Source organism: Paenibacillus sp. VT-400 (assembly GCF_001029205.1).
Lineage (GTDB): Bacteria > Bacillota > Bacilli > Paenibacillales > Paenibacillaceae > Paenibacillus > Paenibacillus amylolyticus.
This window is the reverse complement of record NZ_LELF01000067.1, coordinates 1441565-1461752: the sequence shown is the minus strand read 5'-3', so window position 1 is coordinate 1461752 and position 20188 is coordinate 1441565. Positions and strand designations below refer to the sequence as shown.

General features: G+C 45.4%; 22 protein-coding genes. 2 read left to right on the top strand and 20 right to left on the bottom strand.

The features are described 5' to 3' along the window. Nucleotides 1-355 precede the first annotated feature (355 nt). Nucleotides 356-1966, top strand: a complete 1611-nt coding sequence (locus tag EL84_RS17275) for a YifB family Mg chelatase-like AAA ATPase (protein WP_047842469.1) — start codon at nt 356-358, stop codon at nt 1964-1966. A gap of 244 nt (nt 1967-2210) precedes the next feature. Here the strand turns inward: EL84_RS17275 and EL84_RS17270 are convergent, their stop codons facing one another. The 10 genes from EL84_RS17270 to rplS all read right to left on the bottom strand — a co-directional run bounded on the left by EL84_RS17270 (nt 2211) and on the right by rplS (nt 10875). Beyond that, entirely contained in the window at nt 2211-2762 is a 552-nt protein-coding gene (locus EL84_RS17270; protein ID WP_036609391.1) for a nitroreductase, read from the bottom strand. Nucleotides 2763-3044: 282 nt separating this feature from the next. Continuing rightward, the gene (locus EL84_RS17265) at nt 3045-4241 is read right to left on the bottom strand and encodes a carboxypeptidase-like regulatory domain-containing protein (protein WP_047842468.1); all 1197 of its coding nucleotides are present in this window, start codon (nt 4239-4241) and stop codon (nt 3045-3047) included. Between the two features lie 60 nt (nt 4242-4301). After that, entirely contained in the window at nt 4302-4463 is a 162-nt protein-coding gene (locus EL84_RS31790; protein WP_133120486.1) for a paeninodin family lasso peptide, read from the bottom strand. Between the two features lie 320 nt (nt 4464-4783). Next, a complete protein-coding gene (locus tag EL84_RS17260; protein ID WP_082219050.1) occupies nt 4784-5182 on the bottom strand; it encodes a YraN family protein in 399 nt (132 codons plus the stop codon). Further along, nucleotides 5176-5487 (bottom strand): EscU/YscU/HrcU family type III secretion system export apparatus switch protein, encoded by a 312-nt coding sequence (locus EL84_RS17255; protein ID WP_036609395.1) that lies wholly within the window; start codon nt 5485-5487, stop codon nt 5176-5178. The genes EL84_RS17260 and EL84_RS17255 overlap by 7 nt, the downstream gene beginning before the upstream one ends. After that, entirely contained in the window at nt 5484-7523 is a 2040-nt protein-coding gene (locus EL84_RS17250) for a hypothetical protein (protein WP_047842467.1), read from the bottom strand. The genes EL84_RS17255 and EL84_RS17250 overlap by 4 nt, the downstream gene beginning before the upstream one ends. A gap of 30 nt (nt 7524-7553) precedes the next feature. Then, on the bottom strand, nt 7554-8255 hold the full coding sequence (locus EL84_RS17245; protein WP_081745912.1) for a ribonuclease HII: 702 nt from the start codon (nt 8253-8255) through the stop codon (nt 7554-7556). 459 nt (nt 8256-8714) lie between these two features. Continuing rightward, complete coding sequence (gene ylqF, locus EL84_RS17240) at nt 8715-9578, bottom strand: ribosome biogenesis GTPase YlqF (protein ID WP_047842466.1); 864 nt, start codon at nt 9576-9578, stop codon at nt 8715-8717. A 30-nt stretch (nt 9579-9608) separates the two neighbouring features. Then, complete coding sequence (gene lepB, locus EL84_RS17235; RefSeq protein WP_047842465.1) at nt 9609-10229, bottom strand: signal peptidase I; 621 nt, start codon at nt 10227-10229, stop codon at nt 9609-9611. Between the two features lie 304 nt (nt 10230-10533). After that, a complete protein-coding gene (rplS, locus tag EL84_RS17230; RefSeq protein WP_017689212.1) occupies nt 10534-10875 on the bottom strand; it encodes a 50S ribosomal protein L19 in 342 nt (113 codons plus the stop codon). Between the two features lie 349 nt (nt 10876-11224). Between rplS and EL84_RS17225 the strand changes: the two genes are divergently transcribed. Next, on the top strand, nt 11225-12190 hold the full coding sequence (locus EL84_RS17225) for a polysaccharide deacetylase family protein (protein ID WP_047842464.1): 966 nt from the start codon (nt 11225-11227) through the stop codon (nt 12188-12190). A 3-nt stretch (nt 12191-12193) separates the two neighbouring features. Here the strand turns inward: EL84_RS17225 and EL84_RS17220 are convergent, their stop codons facing one another. The 10 genes from EL84_RS17220 to ftsY form a co-directional block, all read right to left on the bottom strand. Continuing rightward, nucleotides 12194-13441 carry a hypothetical protein gene (locus EL84_RS17220; RefSeq protein WP_047842463.1) on the bottom strand — a complete coding sequence of 416 codons (1248 nt, stop codon included), beginning with the start codon at nt 13439-13441 and terminating at the stop codon, nt 12194-12196. Nucleotides 13442-13595: 154 nt separating this feature from the next. Beyond that, entirely contained in the window at nt 13596-13970 is a 375-nt protein-coding gene (locus EL84_RS17215; RefSeq protein ID WP_047842462.1) for a VOC family protein, read from the bottom strand. A gap of 186 nt (nt 13971-14156) precedes the next feature. Continuing rightward, complete coding sequence (gene trmD, locus EL84_RS17210; RefSeq protein ID WP_036670343.1) at nt 14157-14924, bottom strand: tRNA (guanosine(37)-N1)-methyltransferase TrmD; 768 nt, start codon at nt 14922-14924, stop codon at nt 14157-14159. 1 nt (nt 14925) lies between these two features. Beyond that, a complete protein-coding gene (rimM, locus tag EL84_RS17205) occupies nt 14926-15438 on the bottom strand; it encodes a ribosome maturation factor RimM (RefSeq protein WP_047842461.1) in 513 nt (170 codons plus the stop codon). 301 nt (nt 15439-15739) lie between these two features. Further along, complete coding sequence (locus EL84_RS17200) at nt 15740-15970, bottom strand: KH domain-containing protein (RefSeq protein WP_017689218.1); 231 nt, start codon at nt 15968-15970, stop codon at nt 15740-15742. Nucleotides 15971-15993: 23 nt separating this feature from the next. After that, entirely contained in the window at nt 15994-16266 is a 273-nt protein-coding gene (gene rpsP / locus EL84_RS17195; protein WP_017689219.1) for a 30S ribosomal protein S16, read from the bottom strand. Between the two features lie 53 nt (nt 16267-16319). Further along, entirely contained in the window at nt 16320-17699 is a 1380-nt protein-coding gene (ffh, locus tag EL84_RS17190; RefSeq protein WP_017689220.1) for a signal recognition particle protein, read from the bottom strand. 62 nt (nt 17700-17761) lie between these two features. Beyond that, nucleotides 17762-18112 (bottom strand): YlxM family DNA-binding protein, encoded by a 351-nt coding sequence (ylxM, locus tag EL84_RS17185; protein ID WP_017689221.1) that lies wholly within the window; start codon nt 18110-18112, stop codon nt 17762-17764. Nucleotides 18113-18374: 262 nt separating this feature from the next. Next, on the bottom strand, nt 18375-19022 hold the full coding sequence (trhA, locus tag EL84_RS17180; protein WP_017689222.1) for a PAQR family membrane homeostasis protein TrhA: 648 nt from the start codon (nt 19020-19022) through the stop codon (nt 18375-18377). Nucleotides 19023-19168: 146 nt separating this feature from the next. Next, a complete protein-coding gene (ftsY, locus tag EL84_RS17175; RefSeq protein WP_036609455.1) occupies nt 19169-20182 on the bottom strand; it encodes a signal recognition particle-docking protein FtsY in 1014 nt (337 codons plus the stop codon). Nucleotides 20183-20188 lie beyond the last annotated feature (6 nt).

The window sequence follows — 20188 nt, the reverse complement described above, 5'->3', positions numbered from 1 at the left end:
ATTATGATAAATTATATTGTGTAAAATATAAATATAGATAGATAATCAGCAGTTCATCCCCATGATTTAACAACAATAATAGATAAGTCCATCGAACAGATTCACGCCTTCTCGGGCTAAATTTAATAAACATAATGAAATTTTATACGTAACCATTTTCACCAAAGCTATTTAATGATTTCCTTCCAGAAATAAAATTCAGGGATCAGGAAAGATGACTACAGCAATGATAATGACAGGTTGACTCCATGATTCCTTTTATATAAAATGTTTAGTAGAAGCTGAGGAAGCACCTTAATTCGTAGACTGGCCCGTATTATGCGGAGTCAAGAATCGAGTGAGGTGTTTCTTTGTTATGTACGGAAAATTGCATAGTGCATGTTTGTACGGAATTGATGGCGTTCTGATCGAAGTGGAAACTGATTTATCCAATGGTCTGCCACAGACGTCCATCATTGGTTTACCGGATTCAGCCATTCGTGAGGCCGCTGAACGTGTTCGTGCAGCGATTAAAAATTGCGGATATCAGTACCCTTTACAGCGGATCACAATCAATCTGGCCCCCGCTGATCTGCGCAAGGAAGGATCTTCCTTTGATCTGGCCATTGCTATTGGTTTACTTATGACAAGCGGTCAGCTTGTACTTCCTCCCCAGGAACGGACACTCGTGGTTGGCGAACTGGCGTTGGACGGTTCGATCAGGTCCGTGCCCGGCATTTTATCCATGGTGGATCTGGCCAAACGACAAGGCTTTACTTCCGTGCTCCTGCCTTTGGATAACGTGGAGGAAGCGTCACTGATTCGAGGTATCCAGGTGTTTGGCATTCGTCATTTACAGGATATTGCTCCGGAAAACCCAGATCAACCCGCTAGATCAGCAGGAATACCAAATAATTCGAATGCAGGACCAGTCGTGTTGAAAAATTATGCCCACCTCGCTGCTCCTATAACTGACAAGACTCATAAGATGGCGGATAGGAAGCCGAGACAAACACTATTATTTGCAGATGACTATAGCGATGTTCTGGGGCAGCATCATGTAAAACGCGCGCTTATGATTGCTGCAGCCGGCATGCATAATATACTGCTCGTTGGACCGCCAGGCACGGGCAAAACGATGTTAATCAAACGTCTGCCTTCCATCCTTCCTCCTTTGTCAGAAGATGAAGCGTTGGAAGTCACCAAAGTATTAAGTGCCGCTGGCAAATTGAAAGAAGCGCCTCAAGGCCTGATTGCAGACAGACCTTTTCGCTCCCCTCACCACACGATATCCACCTCTGGTCTAATTGGAGGCGGTGGTATCCCAAAACCGGGTGAAGTGAGCCTTGCCCACCGGGGCATATTGTTTCTGGATGAATTACCTGAATTCCAGCGTCAAGTGCTGGAGGTATTAAGGCAGCCGTTAGAGGATCGCACAGTGACAATTAGTCGGGCACGGGCTGCATTCACCTTTCCGGCCCAGTTTATGCTTGCATGTTCCATGAATCCCTGTCCCTGCGGATATTTGTCCGCTCATTCGGAGGAGCAACGCTGCATATGTAGTCCAGCCCGTGTTGCCGCGTACCGAGCCAAAATTTCAGGACCACTGCTGGACCGCATTGATCTTCAGGTTGAGGTTCCTCCACCAGGCGAGTGGCGCAAGTCTGCTGCTTCCCCTTCCTCTGAAGAAATGCAGGCAAAAGTGATCCACGCTCATCAAATTCAGGCTACACGTTATGCCAAAAGTTCGGTTCGTTGGAATAGCCAGCTTTCGGGCACGCTTTTGCGACGAACGATCCATCTCCCCCAAGAGGCAGAGCAACTGTTAGAGCAAACGCTGCAAACGTTAAACCTGAGCATGCGTGCACATGATCGGATTATCAAGATGGCACAGACAATTGCCGATCTGGACCATGAAGGTGAAATTGTGACAGCTCATGTGGCTGAAGCCATCCAGTATCGTCAATTGGATCTTATTTTATTTTGAAGCTATTTTAGAAGCATATGGAGGGAAGAACAGGTCGATTTACCCAAAGGCAGTGAAATGGGCATGAAACTGTAAACAGCAGAGGAAGATCGAGAAGGATTCCTTATGCAGATTTTACAATGCGGATACACCAACATGACAAAAAAACGTACAAGCCCTTCTCTTCTGTGGAGAAAGGTACTTGTACGTAGATTTCCTTGTAAACGTAAGGGGATCTTATATAGCTAAGGTCTACAATAATTTATTATTCAAAAAGAGTGAGTTTGTCCTTAGCTGGTGTGCGTTCTTTAGCAGAAGGAATAACATCAGGATATCCCATATAAATCATGCCTACAATCTTCTCTCCCGCCTCTATTCCAAGCGGTTTGCGGAATTTGGGAGCGTACAAAAATGGCTTGGTCACCCAGAACGTTCCAATGTCTTCACTCCAGGCTGCAAGCATAAAGTTCTGAACCAATGCACTAACCGCAGCGAAGTCTTCGTCCCAGATATTCTGTCTTGGATCTTCTTCCAGCACGACAAGCATAACGGATGGAACTTGCATAATATTGGGTGAGAATTTGTTGTCTTCTCCCATTTCTGCATCAATAGCCTCAGCCAGTTTCTTCCGTCCATTTCCGGTAAACAACAAAAATCTCCAAGGTTCACGCAGTTTATGGTTAGGAGCCCAGACTGCGGTGTCCAGCAATTCTATAATCTGCTGTGTAGGAACAGCTTCTTTTTTAAATTTTTTCACCGTACGACGGTTTTGAATCGCATTTCTGACTTCATTTGTTGTTTTCGTAGCTTTACTCATCGGCCGTACCTCCTGTTTATAAAATCATTTGCAACCGCAATAGTGATTCGCGGCCTTGTACATTCAATATAATTTCTTTATGACATAATAAAATACCAGTTTACCTTCTTGATTATACACCCATCTGATCACGAGATTCAAAGGGGCGGCAGAGATCATTACCGTTAAGGTCATTACGAACAGAAAAGACGACTCTGAATGTTGATTCACCACGAGGAATCATCAAGTCAGAACCGTCTTTTATTCTCATGTTATTGATTCACATATCATATCAACGAGTAATCAATCGTCATAACTCGCCCCTTCAAACGTGCCATTCCCTTCAAATGTGCCATTAACAAAATCCATTTTGTTGTACTTCTCCTGATTACCTGCAATATCTGTACTATAGTACTCTACCACCTTGACATCAGGGGCATAAAACTTGACGGGTCCTTCATAGTTTTTCCATTCTCCCCCATTGATTCGATATTGCGTTGTTTTTACGCCCGAACCTTTGACTTCGTCTGTTGCCTGAAGTCTGAATGTAAATCCTTTGATGTATATTTTCCCGTTCACAGTATCTGTAATAGGAACTAATCTGTACTTGGTTACTGGAGGTGTAATATCTGCATCCTTCTTAAGTACGATATTAAACGTATTATGATCTCCTTTTACAAGAGTAACGCTTAGGCTCGTTTTTAGATATCCTGCTGCTTCTCCCGTTATCGTTCTGGCCCCTGTTGGTACGCGCTTTATTAAATAGTTGCCTTGAGCATCTGTTGTTGCCGAACCTCCAGCATTAACTTTAGCCCCACTTACTGGATTGCCCGACTCATCTACAACTTTTCCCCGCACGTGTGCCGCCTCTGCCAAAACAACATCCATTCTCAAGGTTCCTCCCTCCCGGACACCCAAGCGATCCTGTTCATATAACATATAATCATCGGCATCTACCCATATTGCAATGTTCGGATTATAGGCGTAATCAATTCCTGTAACCGCATATCGACCTTGCTGATCAGTTTTCACTATACGATCAAAGACACTTGTTACTTTTATACGAGCATCTGGAACAGGTCTGCCTGCCTGATCTTTGACTGTTCCTACAATCGTGGATGGCTCATAAATATGAAAATCAAGCTGTATTTGCTCTCCACCGGACAATCCGTAGGAGCTATAGTGTCTGTACGTCACATAACCCTCTGCTTCAACTACAAAAGTAATGTCCGTATTGTCTTCAACGGACTCTATAATATGATACCGTCCATTCCCATCCGTCTTCACGCTTTTCTCTGACGTATCCCCACGATAATTAAGCCAATACTTGACAGTAGCGTTCTGGACAGGTAATCCCTGACGATCAATAACTTTACCTGATACACTTGCCTGTGTAGACGGATCGGCTGCATAAGAAACTCCGGAATACATGATTCCAAACAAAATGAAACATAAAGATAGTGTACTTAGTCGAATGATCCATTTGATACTTGTCTGCATCTTCTCACTACACCTCACCATTTATTTTATTGATCAAACATTCCTCTTTAACTTCTTAAATTAACTGACCATAAGCTCAAGCTTCCAGAATTCTCCGTCCCAAACATATTGCCAAATCCCCTGTCCACCGTTCATGGTCTCGCTGATATCCAGCACTTCCATCCGAGGGCACTCCCATACTTGTTTTACTGTGTTGTTCGAAGTATTCTGAAACTCTTTCATACATCCCACCAACCTCTCTTTAAATTTCAACTTTCTTATTTTATTACAAATGTTACATTTTGTATCTATAATTTTCTGAAATACAATGATTTTATTATCAACGCTCTATCCTCTGTTTTCTGATTTCATAGTTAAATCAAAAAAAGCCGCAGCTCCTGTATAAATAGGAACTACGGCTTTAGTATATTAACTAATTTTAAAACTAAAACGAATGCAAAGATAAGACATAATTAAACTTGTACTTCGAAATTACTGACCGACTCACATTAAAAAGATACATTTCGTATCAAATAATACAATAATAACTTCTAGTGTAATTCTTAAAAAGCATTAACAATATGATTCACAGAGACAGTTTTCCCTGCTTGATCAAGCATTACGGCAATTACATCAAAACGGATCTGAAGTTCCGTCTCTCCCGTCATTTGCAAATACACGGATGCTGTTGAACGCACCTGCTGCATTTTACGCATATCAACCGATTCCTGAGGTGTACCGTACTGAGCGGCTCCACTCCTGCTTCTTACTTCCACAAAGACAATCAGGCCCTCGCAGGAAGCAATGATGTCAATCTCACCGCTACGGCAACGCCAATTCTGTCTAATGATCCGATAATCGTGCTCTCGCAACCATTGACAGGCAGCCTCTTCACCTAATCGGCCTTTCTGCTGTCGTGTGAGCTTTAATCCTAGCTCCTGACCCAATCTACGTTCTACCATGACTCATTTTCCTCACGTCCTGAGGCCATGCGATCTGCACGGTAGACGTACGTTAGCACCTCTGCGACCAGTTGATACAGCTCTGCCGGAATCTGTTCATCCAGATCCAACTTGGAGAGTACCTCCACAAGTGCTGCATCCTCCTGAACAGCCACGCCGTTTTCTCTGGCTTTATCCAGAATGGCTTCTGCCACTTTGCCGCGCCCCTTAGCTACAACAACAGGTGCTTCACTCTCTCCAGGGACATACTTTAGGGCAACCGCCTTTTTGGAAAGCAGGTCCGGTTGTGACGACTCGTCTTTCATACCTTCAAGTCCACCCCTTTGTATCGTTCAGGACTATAGTCCGAGGCCCGCGTTTTTCGTTCCGCGCCCGGCTCCTGGCCCGCAGGCCACGGTTCCGCCTTGAAGGTCAACAGTTGATAGCCCAGCTTGTCCAATGCCTGATGGATCACCTCTCGTCCGCTCTCCAGAAGCGGTCCCATTCCTTCGCGATCATTTAATACACGCAGACTGACAATGTTATTAACCACATGGACATCTACCAGAGTAGGCCCAAGACTTTTCATGTCCAGATCAAACCATAGACGGCAGTTGGACGCATCCAGCTCTCCACGAGATCCACGACGTGATTGAATCTGAACAGACGCCGTTTCTTCCCCGTCCGGTCCAGTGATCGGAATAAACCAGTGCATCTGTGCAAATGTAGCACTGCGATCTGTCGTTAGCAATAACTGCTGACCTGTCAGATATTGCACGGCCTGTCCGGCGGCATCCTTAAGCGCCGCCGGTGCACCTTCGCTGCTGGCAAGCTGCAGCAGCAAGCCCTTCAGCGTGTCCGCATTTGCCGGACTCGCCGCATCCCCCACGCGCGGCTGCACTGCCGCGCCGTGAACGGCTTGCTGCTCGTGCTCCGCACCGAGCAGCTTCAGCACGCGCCCCACCCACGGGTCCCCCTCGTGGGTGACAGGCGCGTGCACTGCCGCAGCTCCCGCAGGTGCTGCGGCACTACCGCCAGCCGGCGGCGCATCAGCGCCGGCTGGCAACGGCTGCGGCACGCCTCCGGCAGCCGCAGCCGCCTGGCCGCCCTGCGATGCAGGGGCGGCCTGTGCTGCAGTGGACGCGCTGCGCAGGGCGTCCAGCAGCGCCAGCAGCTTGGGCGCCAGCTGCGCTGCCGTAGGCGCTGCTGGCGCCGCCTGGACTGCTGCGGACGGAGTCCCCGCAGCAGCAGGCGTTTCAGCGCGGCCGTCAGTCCGACCGGCCGCGCCTGTTTCAGGCTGGCCTGCAATTACACGGCCAGCCACAGATTCTGCTGCCGCCCCCGCTGTACCCGGGCGGCTCCCAGCTTGCCCCGCGTCAGCCCCGCGCGGGCTCTCGCCAGGTATTCCGGTTCCAGACGGAATACCTGCGCCTCCTTTGCCAGCCGTTTCAACGTTGCTGGCAACTGCCTTGGCCCCGGCTTCAGCATTTCCTGTACCTCCACCGGTCTGCATATTTCCTTTCACCACAGTACCTGCATCCTCTGCCCCACCATCCGTCGTGGAGATCCCTCCTGCCAACGCCGCTTGTCCTTGCTGCGTCGACAAAGCTGGTGCTCCAGTTCCGGTTCCAGTCACCTGACGACCATTGCCTGATGCAGCCAATCCTTCTTCCGCCTGTGCTCCATTTAGTACGACAGGCACACCAGCCATAACAGATGGCTTCAACGTTGCAGATTGTTCTCCAGTCAGTACCGGTTTACCTGTTGTTTGTGTCAACATCGTTTCCAACTGATCAGCCAACCCGCTTAACAACTGGTGCAGAGGGGGGCCAAACACCGTCTGGTGTAATCCTTTTACTGTTTCCGCCGTAACCGGAAGACCACGCTGAAAAGCAATCCCTGTCGCCTGCACCCATTCTTCCACAGGGACCTGTGCAGGTTTGGCAGTCATCATATTCTGGACCATAGCCACATTATCCTTTGTGAGCGGCACTCCGCTACGCTGCATGGCAAGTAACAGTTCCCGGTTCCCTTTTGTATCCGGCAGTCCTACATCCTTGAGCAGGTTGTTCAGCGAAGCTTGTGGCAGCTCAGCAAGTGTTCCCGACATAGGTTTCATTACCGTTATGCCATTTTCACCTGGAGGCTGCACTTGAAGCAACGTGGTCTCACCCGGACGGAGTGGAGTCTCCAACTTGGCGCGCACTTGCACACCTTGAATCTGCAGAACTGCTTCTCCCCCATCATCGGATACACTAACGACGGAGCCACGAACCACCTGACCTTCCTTTAATTCAAGCGGTTTGGCATTGCCGGGCTTACTGTCTCCCATTAACCCCTTTATCATGGAACCGATATTCAAATCTCTCCCCCTCCTTTCTTCAAACCTGTGTTAAAACAACGATTGCTGCTCTCCAAGCAGGTTGCCCAGAAAACTGCGTCGATGCATCGGGGTTGCCCCCAATGCCATAATTTGCTCCCGATGAACTTTTGTTGCATATCCTTTATGTATCGACAAACCATATTCCGGATATAATGTATCCCATTCTTCCTTACATAGTCGATCTCGCGTTACCTTGGCAATAATAGATGCCGCTGCGATCGATTGACTATTGGCGTCACCTTTAATGATGGACAGTTGAGGTACATTCACATCCACCTTCTCGGCATCCACCAGCATATAATCAGGAGTTTCTCCCAATGCTTCAACAGCTCGTTTCATCGCAAGTCTCGCAGCCTGCTTGATGTTAAGCCTATCAATTGTCTCTGCATCCGCGTACCCGATACCTACCGCCAGCGCTTTTTCCATAATGACGTCATATAATGCATCACGTTTTTTCTCCGTTAATTTCTTGGAGTCATTCACACCTTCCAGGATGAGATCCTTCGGTAAAATAACTGCCGCTGCCACAACATCCCCAAACAAACAGCCCCGTCCCACCTCATCAATACCAGCAATACGTTCAAATCCACTGTCCCAATACTCCCGCTCATAGAGCAACAGATCTCGAGGTTCACTGACTTCTTTTTTCTTCTTTGGTCCAATCGGAGTATCCAGTAGATTCAACCCGATCTCTTCATTATTTTCAACCATAACGCTCATCTCCTCTACCCACGCTTTTTCAGCATACGTATCACTTACAACTTTTTATAATAGACGTAGATCCTCTGTCTTTTGTTCTGTACAACCTGTCTCTCTCAGTAAAACTTATCCTTGAGATTTATAATATAAAGATAGTGATGTCTTCATTTATCGGTATTTGATGGTTTAAATTGAATATATCAGACCTCGTCTAATTTAAATTGCACCACCATTTATCATAGCACGATTTAGATGCACCTGATATATAGTTCGGCCAATTCCATAAAGCGTACTGTTCTTCAATCCTCTTCCATTTTATCGTTTTCGACGTATGTTCCAGCTCTACTTCCGCGTTTGTATACACAAAAAACGACCGCTCCCGGTAATCCGGTAACGGCCGCTTCTTTCGGCACTTGTATATATGAAATGAACAAATGAAGATAATGATCTTCATCGTGTAGAGTCCATTTTTTAATAAGGAGCTTCCATAGAGAAACGTCCCATTTTACCCGCTCGCAGTTCACGCAGAAATGCTCGTGATGCCTTTTCCAGATCAATGCGTCCACCGCTTACAATGCAACCACGTATACGGCCGACTTGTTCCATAATTGCAATAACACTATCTGAATCATCTGCATCCTTGGAGAAATCCTGAAGTCCGTATCTCTCTTCCAAAGCGTCCCAGTAATAACGCATCAGGTAACTGATTCCAAAAAAGGCGATATCCTCTGCATTCAAAATTTCCTCTTTGATCGCACCAGTTACGGCAAGACGATAACCTACATTTTGATCTTCGAACTTAGGCCAAAGAATACCTGGAGTATCCAATAACTCCATTTCTTTGCCTACCTTGATCCACTGTTGCCCCTTCGTCACACCAGGACGATCTCCTGTTAACGCAATACTCCGTCCAGCCAGTCGGTTAATCAGTGTTGATTTACCTACATTGGGAATCCCTACGATCAACCCGCGAACCGCACGAGGATTAATCCCTTTGGCAATTTGACGGTCAATTTTTTCTTTAAGAAGAAGCTTGGCCTGCACGGGAATATCTTTAACATTGGTTCCCGTCGAAGCATCTACAGGAAAAGCGGTAATTCCTTCTTTTTTGAAATATTCAATCCATTCTTGCGTCACTTTTGCATCTGCCAAATCCGATTTGTTCAACAAAATCATCCGGGGTTTATCCAGCAATATTTCGTCAATCATTGGATTACGGCTGGAGACAGGCAGACGGGCATCCAATAGTTCGATGACCACGTCGATGAGCTTTAACTTATCCTGAATCTGGCGTCTGGCTCGAGTCATATGACCTGGAAACCATTGTATCGTCAACTTGTCTTCACCTCATTATTTACTTCAATTTCAGTGGTTGATCCACTTAATCTCACCGATCGGCCAGAAAATCACATCTGCACGACCAATAATATCTTTTAACGAAACATAACCGATCATACGGCTGTCTGTACTATTTGGACGGTTATCTCCCATGACAAACACATGACCTGCCGGCACTTTGCCATCAGGGAACTGTTCATTCGGGAAATCCTTCACGTTATAGGTTCCACCATTTGCTTCAGCTGCATCAATGGCTCCTTGAATATACGTTTCATCAACCTTTTTACCGTTAACCATCACGGTATCGTCTTGAACCTCAACGGTATCACCTTCTACAGCAATAACACGTTTAATGAAATCTCGACCTTCGGATGGTACGTGGAAGACGATAACTTCACCGCGCTTCGGTTCTCTGATATCATATAAGATTTCGTTGACGATCACACGTTCACCCGTTTCAAAGTTCGGCTGCATGGACGGACCGTCCACAACAAACGGTTTGAAGAGCAACCACCGAATGAGAATGACGAGAACTAATGCGATAACAATGGCTTTAAGCCATTCAACAATTTCATTTTTGGCTTTTTTGGATCGACTGTTTTTCTCTTCGGCAGGATTGCCCTGGTCATGTTGAACTTCTTGTTCCATTCAAGATCTTCCTCTCTTCACAGTACATGTTTATAGCAGTACACACATCCAGCATTCTGTATCGTTCCAATAACTCAATGGATGGATACAAAACATTCACATCAGTTATGTAATCTTTCACCAAGCATTACAGTACATTTAATCCACAATTCAAATGTTATCAATAACTGATTTTACAAGCCTCCCGGACTATTCCCCGCATGTGTTGCCATACCATTTTACTCGGAAGTGTACCTCCGGTTCAACTTTTCCCGGACAAAAACGAAAAGGGCTTGTCTCCAAGCCCTCCCCGGTATCCGTTATATTAACGAATTTCTTTAATTCTCGCTGCTTTACCGCGTAGTTCACGAAGATAATAAAGCTTCGCACGACGAACTTTACCACGGCGAGCCACTTCGATTCTATCGATTTTAGGGGAATGAAGCGGGAAAGCTCTTTCCACACCTACACCGTAAGAAATTTTACGAACTGTAAAAGTCTCACTGATTCCACCACCACGGCGTTTAATCACAACACCTTCGAACAATTGGATACGCTCGCGAGTTCCCTCGATTACCTTAACGTGCACTTTCAAAGTGTCACCAGGACGAAAACTCGGAAGATCCTTGCGAAGTTGTTCTTGTGTAATCGCTTGAACGATATTCATCTATGACTCCCTCCTTCCATACAGGCGTTCATACTTCTTCCAGAGATCACCTTGTCTCCTTCATCATCCATAGAGGACCGCCGTATTCCACATAACAGACTTATTGTATCACGCAGCATATCAAAACACAAGAGAAATTAAACAGATGCCTATTGTTCAATCTGCCACTCTGAAACTCATCCATCACATGTTAACTTCATTCTAAAATACATTCTCCCGTATGGAAAGTGAATCAACGCTCTCATCTGCAAGTCAACCTGATACAGGAAAAAATACTGTAACTTCCAGTGTAGTAATATCGTCTATGATATAACTTATTGACCACTTTAAAAGGAGAATCCCAAGACTTATGAAATATTGGAAAAAGATCACACTTGCCCTACTCGCCATGCTCACATGCTCCATTACACTATATTCATATGCCGTAACTCACCCAACGAATGCACTGTCACACAAAGCCTGCACATCCTGGGACATAGTCAAACGCAAAGCATTCGAGCTGTCACACACTGACTTCTCTAACCAATCTGCGCTGGATCGTTCTACCTTTAGAATTGAACAAGGTACCGCTACAGAAGTTCCTGTGCTGATGTATCATTACATAGAGCCCAAATTGAATAATCAAGAGACAGATAATAAATCCATCATTAATCTGGAGGATTTTGAGCAAAATATGAAATACCTGCATGATGAAGGCTACCAAACGATTACACTGGATCAGCTTGAGCAATATGTTAGCGGGAAGATTTCCCTGCCACAGAAGTCCGTTGTGATTACCTTTGATGATGGATACCAGAACAATTATACATTAGCTTACCCTGTGCTTCAGAAATATAATTTTCATGCCTCGCTGTTTGTCATAGGCAGTAAAATTCAAGATCAACCTTCGGAATTTGAGCCCGCCATTAACAGTTTCATCTCCAAACCAGAGATGCAGGCAGCAACTGACGTATTTGAATTCAATAGCCATACCTATAACCTGCATCACAAGGGATTTATGCGCTGTGGTAACAGTGTTCCTGTCGGTCTGGACACCAGTCTTCTGGATGATGATATCCAGCATATGAAGCAAACCGGAATAGACACACCTTATTTGGCCTATCCTTTTGGTTATACCAGCACACAGATGATCTACAAGTTACAGCAACATGGATATCGCATGGCTTTTACCGTAAAGTCTGGATTTGTGCATCCAGGAGATCATCCCATGAAGCTGCCTCGCTTGACGGTAACGACAGGTACTGATTTGGCGACCTTGCTTCAACCCGAATCCAGTCCGCAGAACGAATCATCTGCATCGGAGAATGACCAGTAAAACCTAGATTTTAACTTCACCGCCCGGATACAGAGTCGAGTTATACAGCCTTTTTAGCTGTGGCTTGGCTCTTTTTGCATCGGTAAGTGATAATGTCATCGAAGAGCTGGAATAAATCACTGCTTCCTCTGCGTCATAGATGATGATCTGTTCTTTCCCCGTCTGAACCAGGTCTGCATGTACCGCATATCCCTCTTTCGGGAATTCAGTAACCGTTTTCATATCTCCATCTACCAAAGAAGGCAACACATCTCCACCTCTGCGATACGCCAAAATATAATCGAGTCCACCTTCATCCCAGTTACATACAGGCTCTATAATGGTTAACCAGCCAGGAGTCGTGCGGTTTTCTTTCCATATTTCTTGCCCTGCGCTATCCAACATGAACATTCCATCCTTACCATTCTCATCCCCACGGACAATCCGGTCCAGACCTGCAATCTGTAAACCTATCATTCCAGTACAAAAATGGCCTAATGCAATATGCTGTGATTCAATCGAATCTTCATAACGCCACTTCTCATTACCATAGCGGTCCATCATGACCGTAACACTGCCACCGATAACAATCTCGACTTCCCCATCACCATCAACGTCGCCAAACCATATACAGTCAGCATGATCATCGAGATTATGACAAGACCATAACAACGTCCCATCATGATCCAGCATGTCATATCCGGCCATCACTTCATCTTTCCCATCTCCATCGATGTCATATACCCATGGAAAATGTCCCGGATTCCCTTCATGCTTCCATAACAAATTAAAATCATGGTCGAGTGCCCATAACGTCTTATAGCGGTCTTTCAGTATAATGTCCATTTTCTGCTGGTTACCCGTCAGGTTGGTGAGAATAATGCAGTCATGTGCTTCATCACCTGGCAGATCACGTGTTTCTTTAATCTCTCCGGTCCGGCCATCCAACACGAGAAATTGTTTGTCCATGACACACAATACTTCATTATTTCCATCTCCATCCCAATCTGCTACCTGAGCGGGATAGTCTGAACCCGGACCCCCTGCATCGGGATCAGGAGTTCCGACCTGCCACAGTAATGTTCCTTCCAGATCAAATGCAGTCAAACAACATACCTGATGCGGGACATACCGATCGTCTATACCCCCATCTGCCTGTACCAGCAACATTTCAAGTCTGCCATCCCCGTTTAGATCTCCCAAAAGCATTTTGCAGCGTTCTCCGGCTTGGCTAATATTTAGTCTGGCGATTTCATAAGGCTGAATGCTCATCATCTTCCTCCTCAGCTTATCGTTGTTATTCAAATCCAGCTGAGTTCACCATAAAGAAAACCCCTGTTTTTTACAACCCTATTATGTGGTCATGCAAAAATGTTCAAAGCTGCAAAAAAGTGCCTACGTAATTAAACGATTTAAATGAATGATTTTAAGCCCACTCTAAAAACTCAAGACGATTGCCAAAAGGATCATTTATATAAAAACGTCTTACACCTTCATCTGCCCTTGCTTCGTCATCGACAATATGAATTTGGTTATGAATGAGATGATCACGCAACTGATCCAAATGTTGTACATGAAATGCCGGATGAGCTTTTGTAGCGGGAATAAAATCTTTTTGTACGCCAATATGCACTTGGTGTCTGCCACACTCGAACCATACACCACCCCGTTTTCTCAGAATTTCAGGTTTGGGAATCTCCGTCCAGCCCAGTACTTTATTGAAAAAATGACGTGCCTCCGCTTCACAAGATTCAGGTGCTGCGAGCTGAATATGATCAAGACCAATAATATTGTAATTCATTCTTACACCGCCTTTGTTTCACTTAATGAAACTAAGTTTTAAAATATATCTCCATTTTATAAAATTACCCAATGAATATCCAGCTTTCTTTACAAAACACATAAGAAAAGCCAACCTTTGGTATCAAGGTTGGCTTTTTCAAACTCTATAAAAAGATATATTTACGTGTTTATACGATACATATACTTATTCTGTGCTATGTTTACGGTTTGAGCGTATCTTTTTCAACCAAATACGTTCTTTATCCGTCAAATCAGCCGTTTCCAACATCTCCGGTCTGCGCTCCAGCGTACGAAGCAACGACTGTTCTCTGCGCCATGCCTCAATGTTCAGATGATGTCCCGACAACAGCATATCCGGTACTTTCATGCCCCTAAACTCGGGTGGACGTGTGTAGTGTGGATATTCGAGGAGTCCAGTACTGAATGAATCCGTCACAGCACTTGTCTCATTGCCAAGCACACCGGGTATAAGACGTACGATGCTGTCGATCGCAACCATAGCAGGTAACTCCCCACCCGTGAGTACGTAATCACCAATGGATAGTTCATCCGTCACGAGAAATTCGCGAATGCGCTCATCGTAACCTTCATAATGTCCACATATAAAAATCAAATGATCTTCCTGTACAAGTTCTTCTGCTTTTTTCTGTGTAAACGTCTCACCTTGCGGACACATTAAAATGATACGTGGAGCTTTCATGGTTGCCGCGGCTTCTCCGCGTTGCTCCAGTACATCTTCAACAGCAGCAAAGATCGGATCTGGTTTTAGCACCATGCCTCCACCCCCACCGTAAGGAGCATCATCGACCGTATTATGTTTATTTGTGGCATAATTACGGAAGTTGGTTGCACCGAGGGACACCAGCCCCTTCGTTTGGGCTTTACCCAGAATGCTTGCTCCGAATACGCCATCAAACATCTCCGGGAAGAGTGTTAATACATCCACTTTCATGTTACAGCAGCCCTTCCATCAGGTGAATCTTCACTTGCTGCTGTTCGATGTCCACATCAAGTACTACATCATCAATAACGGGAATCAGCACTTCTTTACCTGCTGGCGTTTTGACAACCCATACATCATTGGCACCCGGAGTCAAAATTTCAGAGATAGTTCCAAGCGTTTCACCCTCTTCGGTGATAACCGAACACCCAACGATTTGATGGAAGTAGTATTCACCTTCCTCCAGCTCAGCGAGGTTCTCTTTTAACACTTTGGCCATACCGCCTTTAAACTTCTCTACTTCATTAATATTGCCATACTCTTTCAGACGAAGAATATACATATTTTTATGCAAACGTGCAGATTCCACGTTAACAATGACTGGATGATTATCTGGTGTAAAGAAAAACAACTCTGCATTTTTCGCGAAACGCACTTCTGGGAAATCGGTTATAGGCATGATTCTCACCTCACCGCGAATTCCATGCGTATTAACGATTTTACCTACATTCATAAACTCTGCCATACGTTCCTCCTACGAAATTAAATCAAACTAAACAGCTACTTCGACTCTCGTACGGTCGTTCCGGCGACGGTTCGTTCTTTCGATCGCTGTTACCCCCTCATTTTTCGAACTTAATTTAAAAGGTGAAAATGAGGTGATAAAGGCGAACGCTAACGCTTCTCCAGAATCGATCCCGTCCCCTGCACTGCTCCGAAGTCACTCATACCCAAAATATTTTAATTCAATATCTAATTCAACATATTAAGTTCAGCATGCACGAAAAGGGGCTAGGACATGCATCCTAACCCCCTTTCGTATATCTTTAAGATATGATATCAACGGTAACCCGTTTATCCATCTTAACTGCTGCTGATGTGACGACCGTACGAAGTGATTTCGCGATTCGTCCCTGTTTACCAATTACCTTCCCGACATCGTCAGGATGAACGGTTAACTCATAAACGACAAGCCGGTCTTTCTCAACCGTCCGAACCGTCACATCTTCCGGATGATCGACTAAAGCCTTAGCAATTATGCTTACTAATTCTTCCATAGATGACCCTCCGAATCAGCACTTTATTTAGATAATTTAGACTCGTGGAACTTCTTCATCACGCCCGCTTTGCTAAGCAAGTTGCGGACAGTGTCAGATGCTTGTGCACCGTTTTGAAGCCATGCCAATGCTTTATCTTCATCGATCTTAACAACAGCCGGTTGTTCAACCGGGTTGTAGTAACCGATCTCCTCGATAAAACGACCGTCACGTGGGGAACGGGAATCCGATACCACTACGCGGTAGAAAGGAGCTTTGTGAGCACCCATACGTTTCAGACGAATACGAACTGCCATTTGAAAATTCACCTCCTTCAATGAAATCTGTATATGATCCAGCTTCGCTTAAATCAACGGAAAGGAAACTTCATTCCTTTACCCATACCTTTAAGCTGCTTCATAGCTTTATTTTTACCGCCGCCTTTAGGTCCCATCATATCCGAGAACTGTTTCATCATGCGGCGCATCTCATCAAATTGCTTGATCAGACGATTTACTTCAGCCAGAGATGTTCCGCTTCCGGTAGCAATACGCTTCCGGCGGCTATGGTTGATCATGTCCGGGTTACGTTTCTCTTCGGTCGTCATTGAGTAAACGATCGCTTCGATCCGGCCCATCTGTTTATCATCAACCTTCAGATCCTTGGCTTGTTTCATCTTGCCCATGCCGGGAATCATATCCATGATCTGGTCGATTGGTCCCAGCTTTTTCACTTGATCCATCTGCTCCAGGAAATCTTCAAACGTGAATTCTGCATTACGCATCTTCCGTTCCATTTCCTTGGCTTTATCGGTATCAATGTTTAATTGTGCTTTCTCAATCAGAGATAACATATCACCCATACCGAGGATCCGTGAAGCCATACGTTCCGGGTGGAACGGCTCCAAAGCGTCAAGTTTCTCTCCAAGGGAAGCAAACTTGATTGGACAACCCGTAACTGCTTTGACGGAAAGCGCAGCACCACCACGAGTATCTCCATCCAGCTTTGTCAGGACAACCCCGGTCAGATTAAGCTGCTGGTTAAAGTGTTCTGCTACGTTAACCGCATCCTGACCTGTCATGCTGTCTACAACAAGCAGTACTTCATCCGGATTCACTACGCTGTGAATCTGGCGAAGTTCTTCCATCAGTTCTTCATCAACATGCAGACGTCCAGCTGTATCGATAATAACATAGTCATTACCGTTATCTTTGGCATGTTGTAGACCTTGACGTGCGATCTCAACAGGGCTTGTCTGATCTCCCAGTGTGAATACCGGCGCTTTGATCTGCTCGCCAAGTACTTGCAACTGTTTGATCGCTGCCGGACGATAAATATCTCCTGCAACAAGCAATGGTCTGCTGTTTTGCTTTTGCAGCATTTTAGCCAGTTTACCCGATGTGGTTGTTTTACCAGCACCCTGCAAACCAACCATCATCAGCACCGTAGGCGGTTTGTTTGCTTTAGCCAGTTTCGCTTGGCTTCCACCCATCAAATCCGTTAGTTCCTTGTTAACGATGTCGATGATGACCATTCCTGGCGTGAAGCTCTCCATCACTTCTTTGCCAACAGCCTTCTCTTTCACCTTGGCGATGAATTCCTTGACCACTTTGAAGTTTACATCCGCTTCGAGCAATGCCAGACGTACCTCGCGCATAGCCTCGGCTACATCTTCATCAGACACCTTGCCTTTGCCGCGCAGCTTGCTGAACACATTCTGTAATCGGGTCGTTAATCCTTCAAATGCCATGATCCCACCTCCTTAAGCTTTAATACTGTTTTCAAGACCGATACGTTCCGCTCAGCCAATTATCATTCACTAAGCTGAGCAACGATATCGTGTATTTGTTTGTTGTTATCAATGGAGACGCCTGCGCGTTCCAATGCATTTTGCAAATCTTCAAGATTGCGATTACGCCGTTCATGCTTTTCTAGCAAGCCCAGCTTGCTTTCGTAATTTTCCAGCACTTGTTCGGCACGCTTGATATGCTCGTATACCGCCTGGCGGCTGATCTCAAACTCGGCTGCAATTTCACCAAGTGAGAAATCGTCATGAAAGTAATACTTTAGAAAAGTCTGCTGTTTCTCGGTAAGTAACAATTCATAAAAAGCAAACAGCAAGTTAATCCGGTTTGTCTTCTCAAGCCGATTTTCTTGACTCACATCGGGGCACTCCCTTCGTCAAGGAAAAACACTTTACACTCTTGCAACGTTCCTAATAATACCTAAAACAAATCAGGTTGTCAAGCAAAAATACTTGTCACAATAAAAACAGCTCTGATGATACGTTATTTCGATGTTTAACGGGTGGTTTATACCCTTTTTCACTACAAGCAAATTCTATCTGTGTCCCTGCGACCCACCTCTATGTAGAAGAAAAAACGAATGCGTCTCAGTCCGTGGAGATGCATCCGTTTATGGTGTTCTAACGAAGTGGTGTCAGGTACAGCAGTACCATAAAGAAATGAAGAATACTGCCTGCTAACACAAAGAGATGCCAAATCGCATGGTGGTACGGAAATCCACGCCATACATAAAAGAGCGTACCCAGTGTATACATCAGGCCTCCAGCAACCAGCAACACAATGCCGCCTGTAGGAATGGCAGCCATAAGAGGTTGCCAGGCAATAACGATCAGCCAGCCCATCGCAATATAGAAAATCGTGGACATGAATAGAAACTTTTTCGTAAAAAATGCCTTAAAGATCACGCCGAATAATGCGATTCCCCAGATTATACCAAACAGGGTCCATCCAAGTGTACCGCGAACAGCAATAAACAAAAGCGGAGTGTACGATCCCGCAATAAACAAATAAATGGAAGAATGGTCGAAAATCTCAAATAAATCTTTCACTTTTCCATCTTTCCATGCATGCACGAGTGTAGAGCTTGTATAGAGCAGCAGCATGGTGATCCCGTAGATCGTGAAACTGACCACATGCCAAGCCGTGCCTTTCATACTTGAAAATACAATCAATATCACCAGTGCAGCTACACTGAGTGCAGCGCCGATTCCATGTGTCACCGCATTGGCGACTTCTTCACGGCGAGAATAGGTATACGTATTGGCCATTTTCAACCGTCCTTTCTAACCCTTTAACATTGCCTGCTTTATTCCTCCATTATACACGTATTGCCAGTGACATTACACGTGACACTTATCACGTATATCACTGGCAATACGGTTAACATTATTAATTCATTCTATTATTAATGATTCTAGGAATTAGCTTCCTCTTCTTCAGCACTTTCCGCTGGCTGTTCCTGGATTAATCCGGCGAACAAAGCATGCACAAATTGCTCCGAGTCAAACGGCTGCAGATCATCAATTTTCTCACCCAGTCCTACGAGCTTCACAGGCAAGTCCAGCTCCTGACGGATCGCAACAACGATCCCCCCTTTGGCTGTTCCATCCAGTTTCGTCAGTACGAGGCCAGTTACGCCGCTTTTCTCACCGAAAAGTTTGGCTTGGTTTAAAGCATTTTGACCTGTTGTTGCATCCAGTACCATCAGTACTTCATGCGGAGCATCCGGAATTTCACGCTGAATGACACGATAGATCTTGTTAAGCTCGTCCATCAGGTTCGATTTGTTTTGCAGACGACCTGCTGTATCACAGAGCAGAACATCCGCACCCCGTTGTTTCGCTGCTTGTACCGCATCATACATAACCGCTGCTGGATCAGAACCAGATTGCTGTTTGATCACATCGACACCGGCACGTTGCCCCCATACTTCCAGCTGTTCTATGGCTCCGGCACGGAACGTATCTCCAGCTGCCATGATGACTTTTTTACCTTGCTGTTTAAATCGATGTGCCAGCTTGCCAATCGTTGTTGTTTTACCAACACCGTTAACACCAACGAACAAAATGACGGTAATGCCATCCGGGTTCATTTTCAATTCGTTATTCTGTTCACCGCGAAGAAGACCCGTCAGTTTCTCGGACAATACAGGCTGCAGCTCAGCCGCATCCTCAATTTTGCGTTTTTTCACCTCAACGCGCAGGTCTTCGATCAGATTCATGACTGTATTCACACCAACGTCCGCTCCGATCAAAATCTCTTCCAGTTCTTCATAGAACTCTTCATCGATTTTTTTGCGGCGGATTACGAGATCCGACACTTTTTCCACTAACCCTTTACGTGTCTTTTCCAATCCATCCTTGAACTGTTTGGTGACCGACTCCGTTTTGCTTGCAATGCTGTCTCTAAGCTTTTTAAAAAAACTCATAAAGCC

Excerpts from the sequence above, each read along its gene's own strand:
- EL84_RS17270 (WP_036609391.1), bottom strand. The coding sequence starts at position 2,762 with ATGAGTAAAGCTACGAAAACAACAAATGAAGTCAGAAATGCGATTCAA.
- rplS (WP_017689212.1), bottom strand. The coding sequence starts at position 10,875 with ATGAATATCGTTCAAGCGATTACACAAGAACAACTTCGCAAGGATCTT.
- rpsP (WP_017689219.1), bottom strand. The coding sequence starts at position 16,266 with ATGGCAGTTCGTATTCGTCTGAAACGTATGGGTGCTCACAAAGCTCCT.
- rimM (WP_047842461.1), bottom strand. The coding sequence starts at position 15,438 with ATGGCAGAGTTTATGAATGTAGGTAAAATCGTTAATACGCATGGAATT.
- trhA (WP_017689222.1), bottom strand. The coding sequence starts at position 19,022 with ATGGCCAATACGTATACCTATTCTCGCCGTGAAGAAGTCGCCAATGCG.
- EL84_RS17265 (WP_047842468.1), bottom strand. The coding sequence starts at position 4,241 with ATGCAGACAAGTATCAAATGGATCATTCGACTAAGTACACTATCTTTA.
- EL84_RS17255 (WP_036609395.1), bottom strand. The coding sequence starts at position 5,487 with ATGAAAGACGAGTCGTCACAACCGGACCTGCTTTCCAAAAAGGCGGTT.
- EL84_RS17245 (WP_081745912.1), bottom strand. The coding sequence starts at position 8,255 with ATGGTTGAAAATAATGAAGAGATCGGGTTGAATCTACTGGATACTCCG.
- EL84_RS17275 (WP_047842469.1), top strand. The coding sequence starts at position 356 with ATGTACGGAAAATTGCATAGTGCATGTTTGTACGGAATTGATGGCGTT.
- EL84_RS17215 (WP_047842462.1), bottom strand. The coding sequence starts at position 13,970 with ATGAATTACAATATTATTGGTCTTGATCATATTCAGCTCGCAGCACCT.
- ffh (WP_017689220.1), bottom strand. The coding sequence starts at position 17,699 with ATGGCATTTGAAGGATTAACGACCCGATTACAGAATGTGTTCAGCAAG.
- EL84_RS31790 (WP_133120486.1), bottom strand. The coding sequence starts at position 4,463 with ATGAAAGAGTTTCAGAATACTTCGAACAACACAGTAAAACAAGTATGG.
- lepB (WP_047842465.1), bottom strand. The coding sequence starts at position 10,229 with ATGGAACAAGAAGTTCAACATGACCAGGGCAATCCTGCCGAAGAGAAA.
- ftsY (WP_036609455.1), bottom strand. The coding sequence starts at position 20,182 with ATGAGTTTTTTTAAAAAGCTTAGAGACAGCATTGCAAGCAAAACGGAG.
- EL84_RS17225 (WP_047842464.1), top strand. The coding sequence starts at position 11,225 with ATGAAATATTGGAAAAAGATCACACTTGCCCTACTCGCCATGCTCACA.
- EL84_RS17260 (WP_082219050.1), bottom strand. The coding sequence starts at position 5,182 with ATGGTAGAACGTAGATTGGGTCAGGAGCTAGGATTAAAGCTCACACGA.
- trmD (WP_036670343.1), bottom strand. The coding sequence starts at position 14,924 with ATGAAAGTGGATGTATTAACACTCTTCCCGGAGATGTTTGATGGCGTA.
- EL84_RS17200 (WP_017689218.1), bottom strand. The coding sequence starts at position 15,970 with ATGGAAGAATTAGTAAGCATAATTGCTAAGGCTTTAGTCGATCATCCG.
- EL84_RS17220 (WP_047842463.1), bottom strand. The coding sequence starts at position 13,441 with ATGAGCATTCAGCCTTATGAAATCGCCAGACTAAATATTAGCCAAGCC.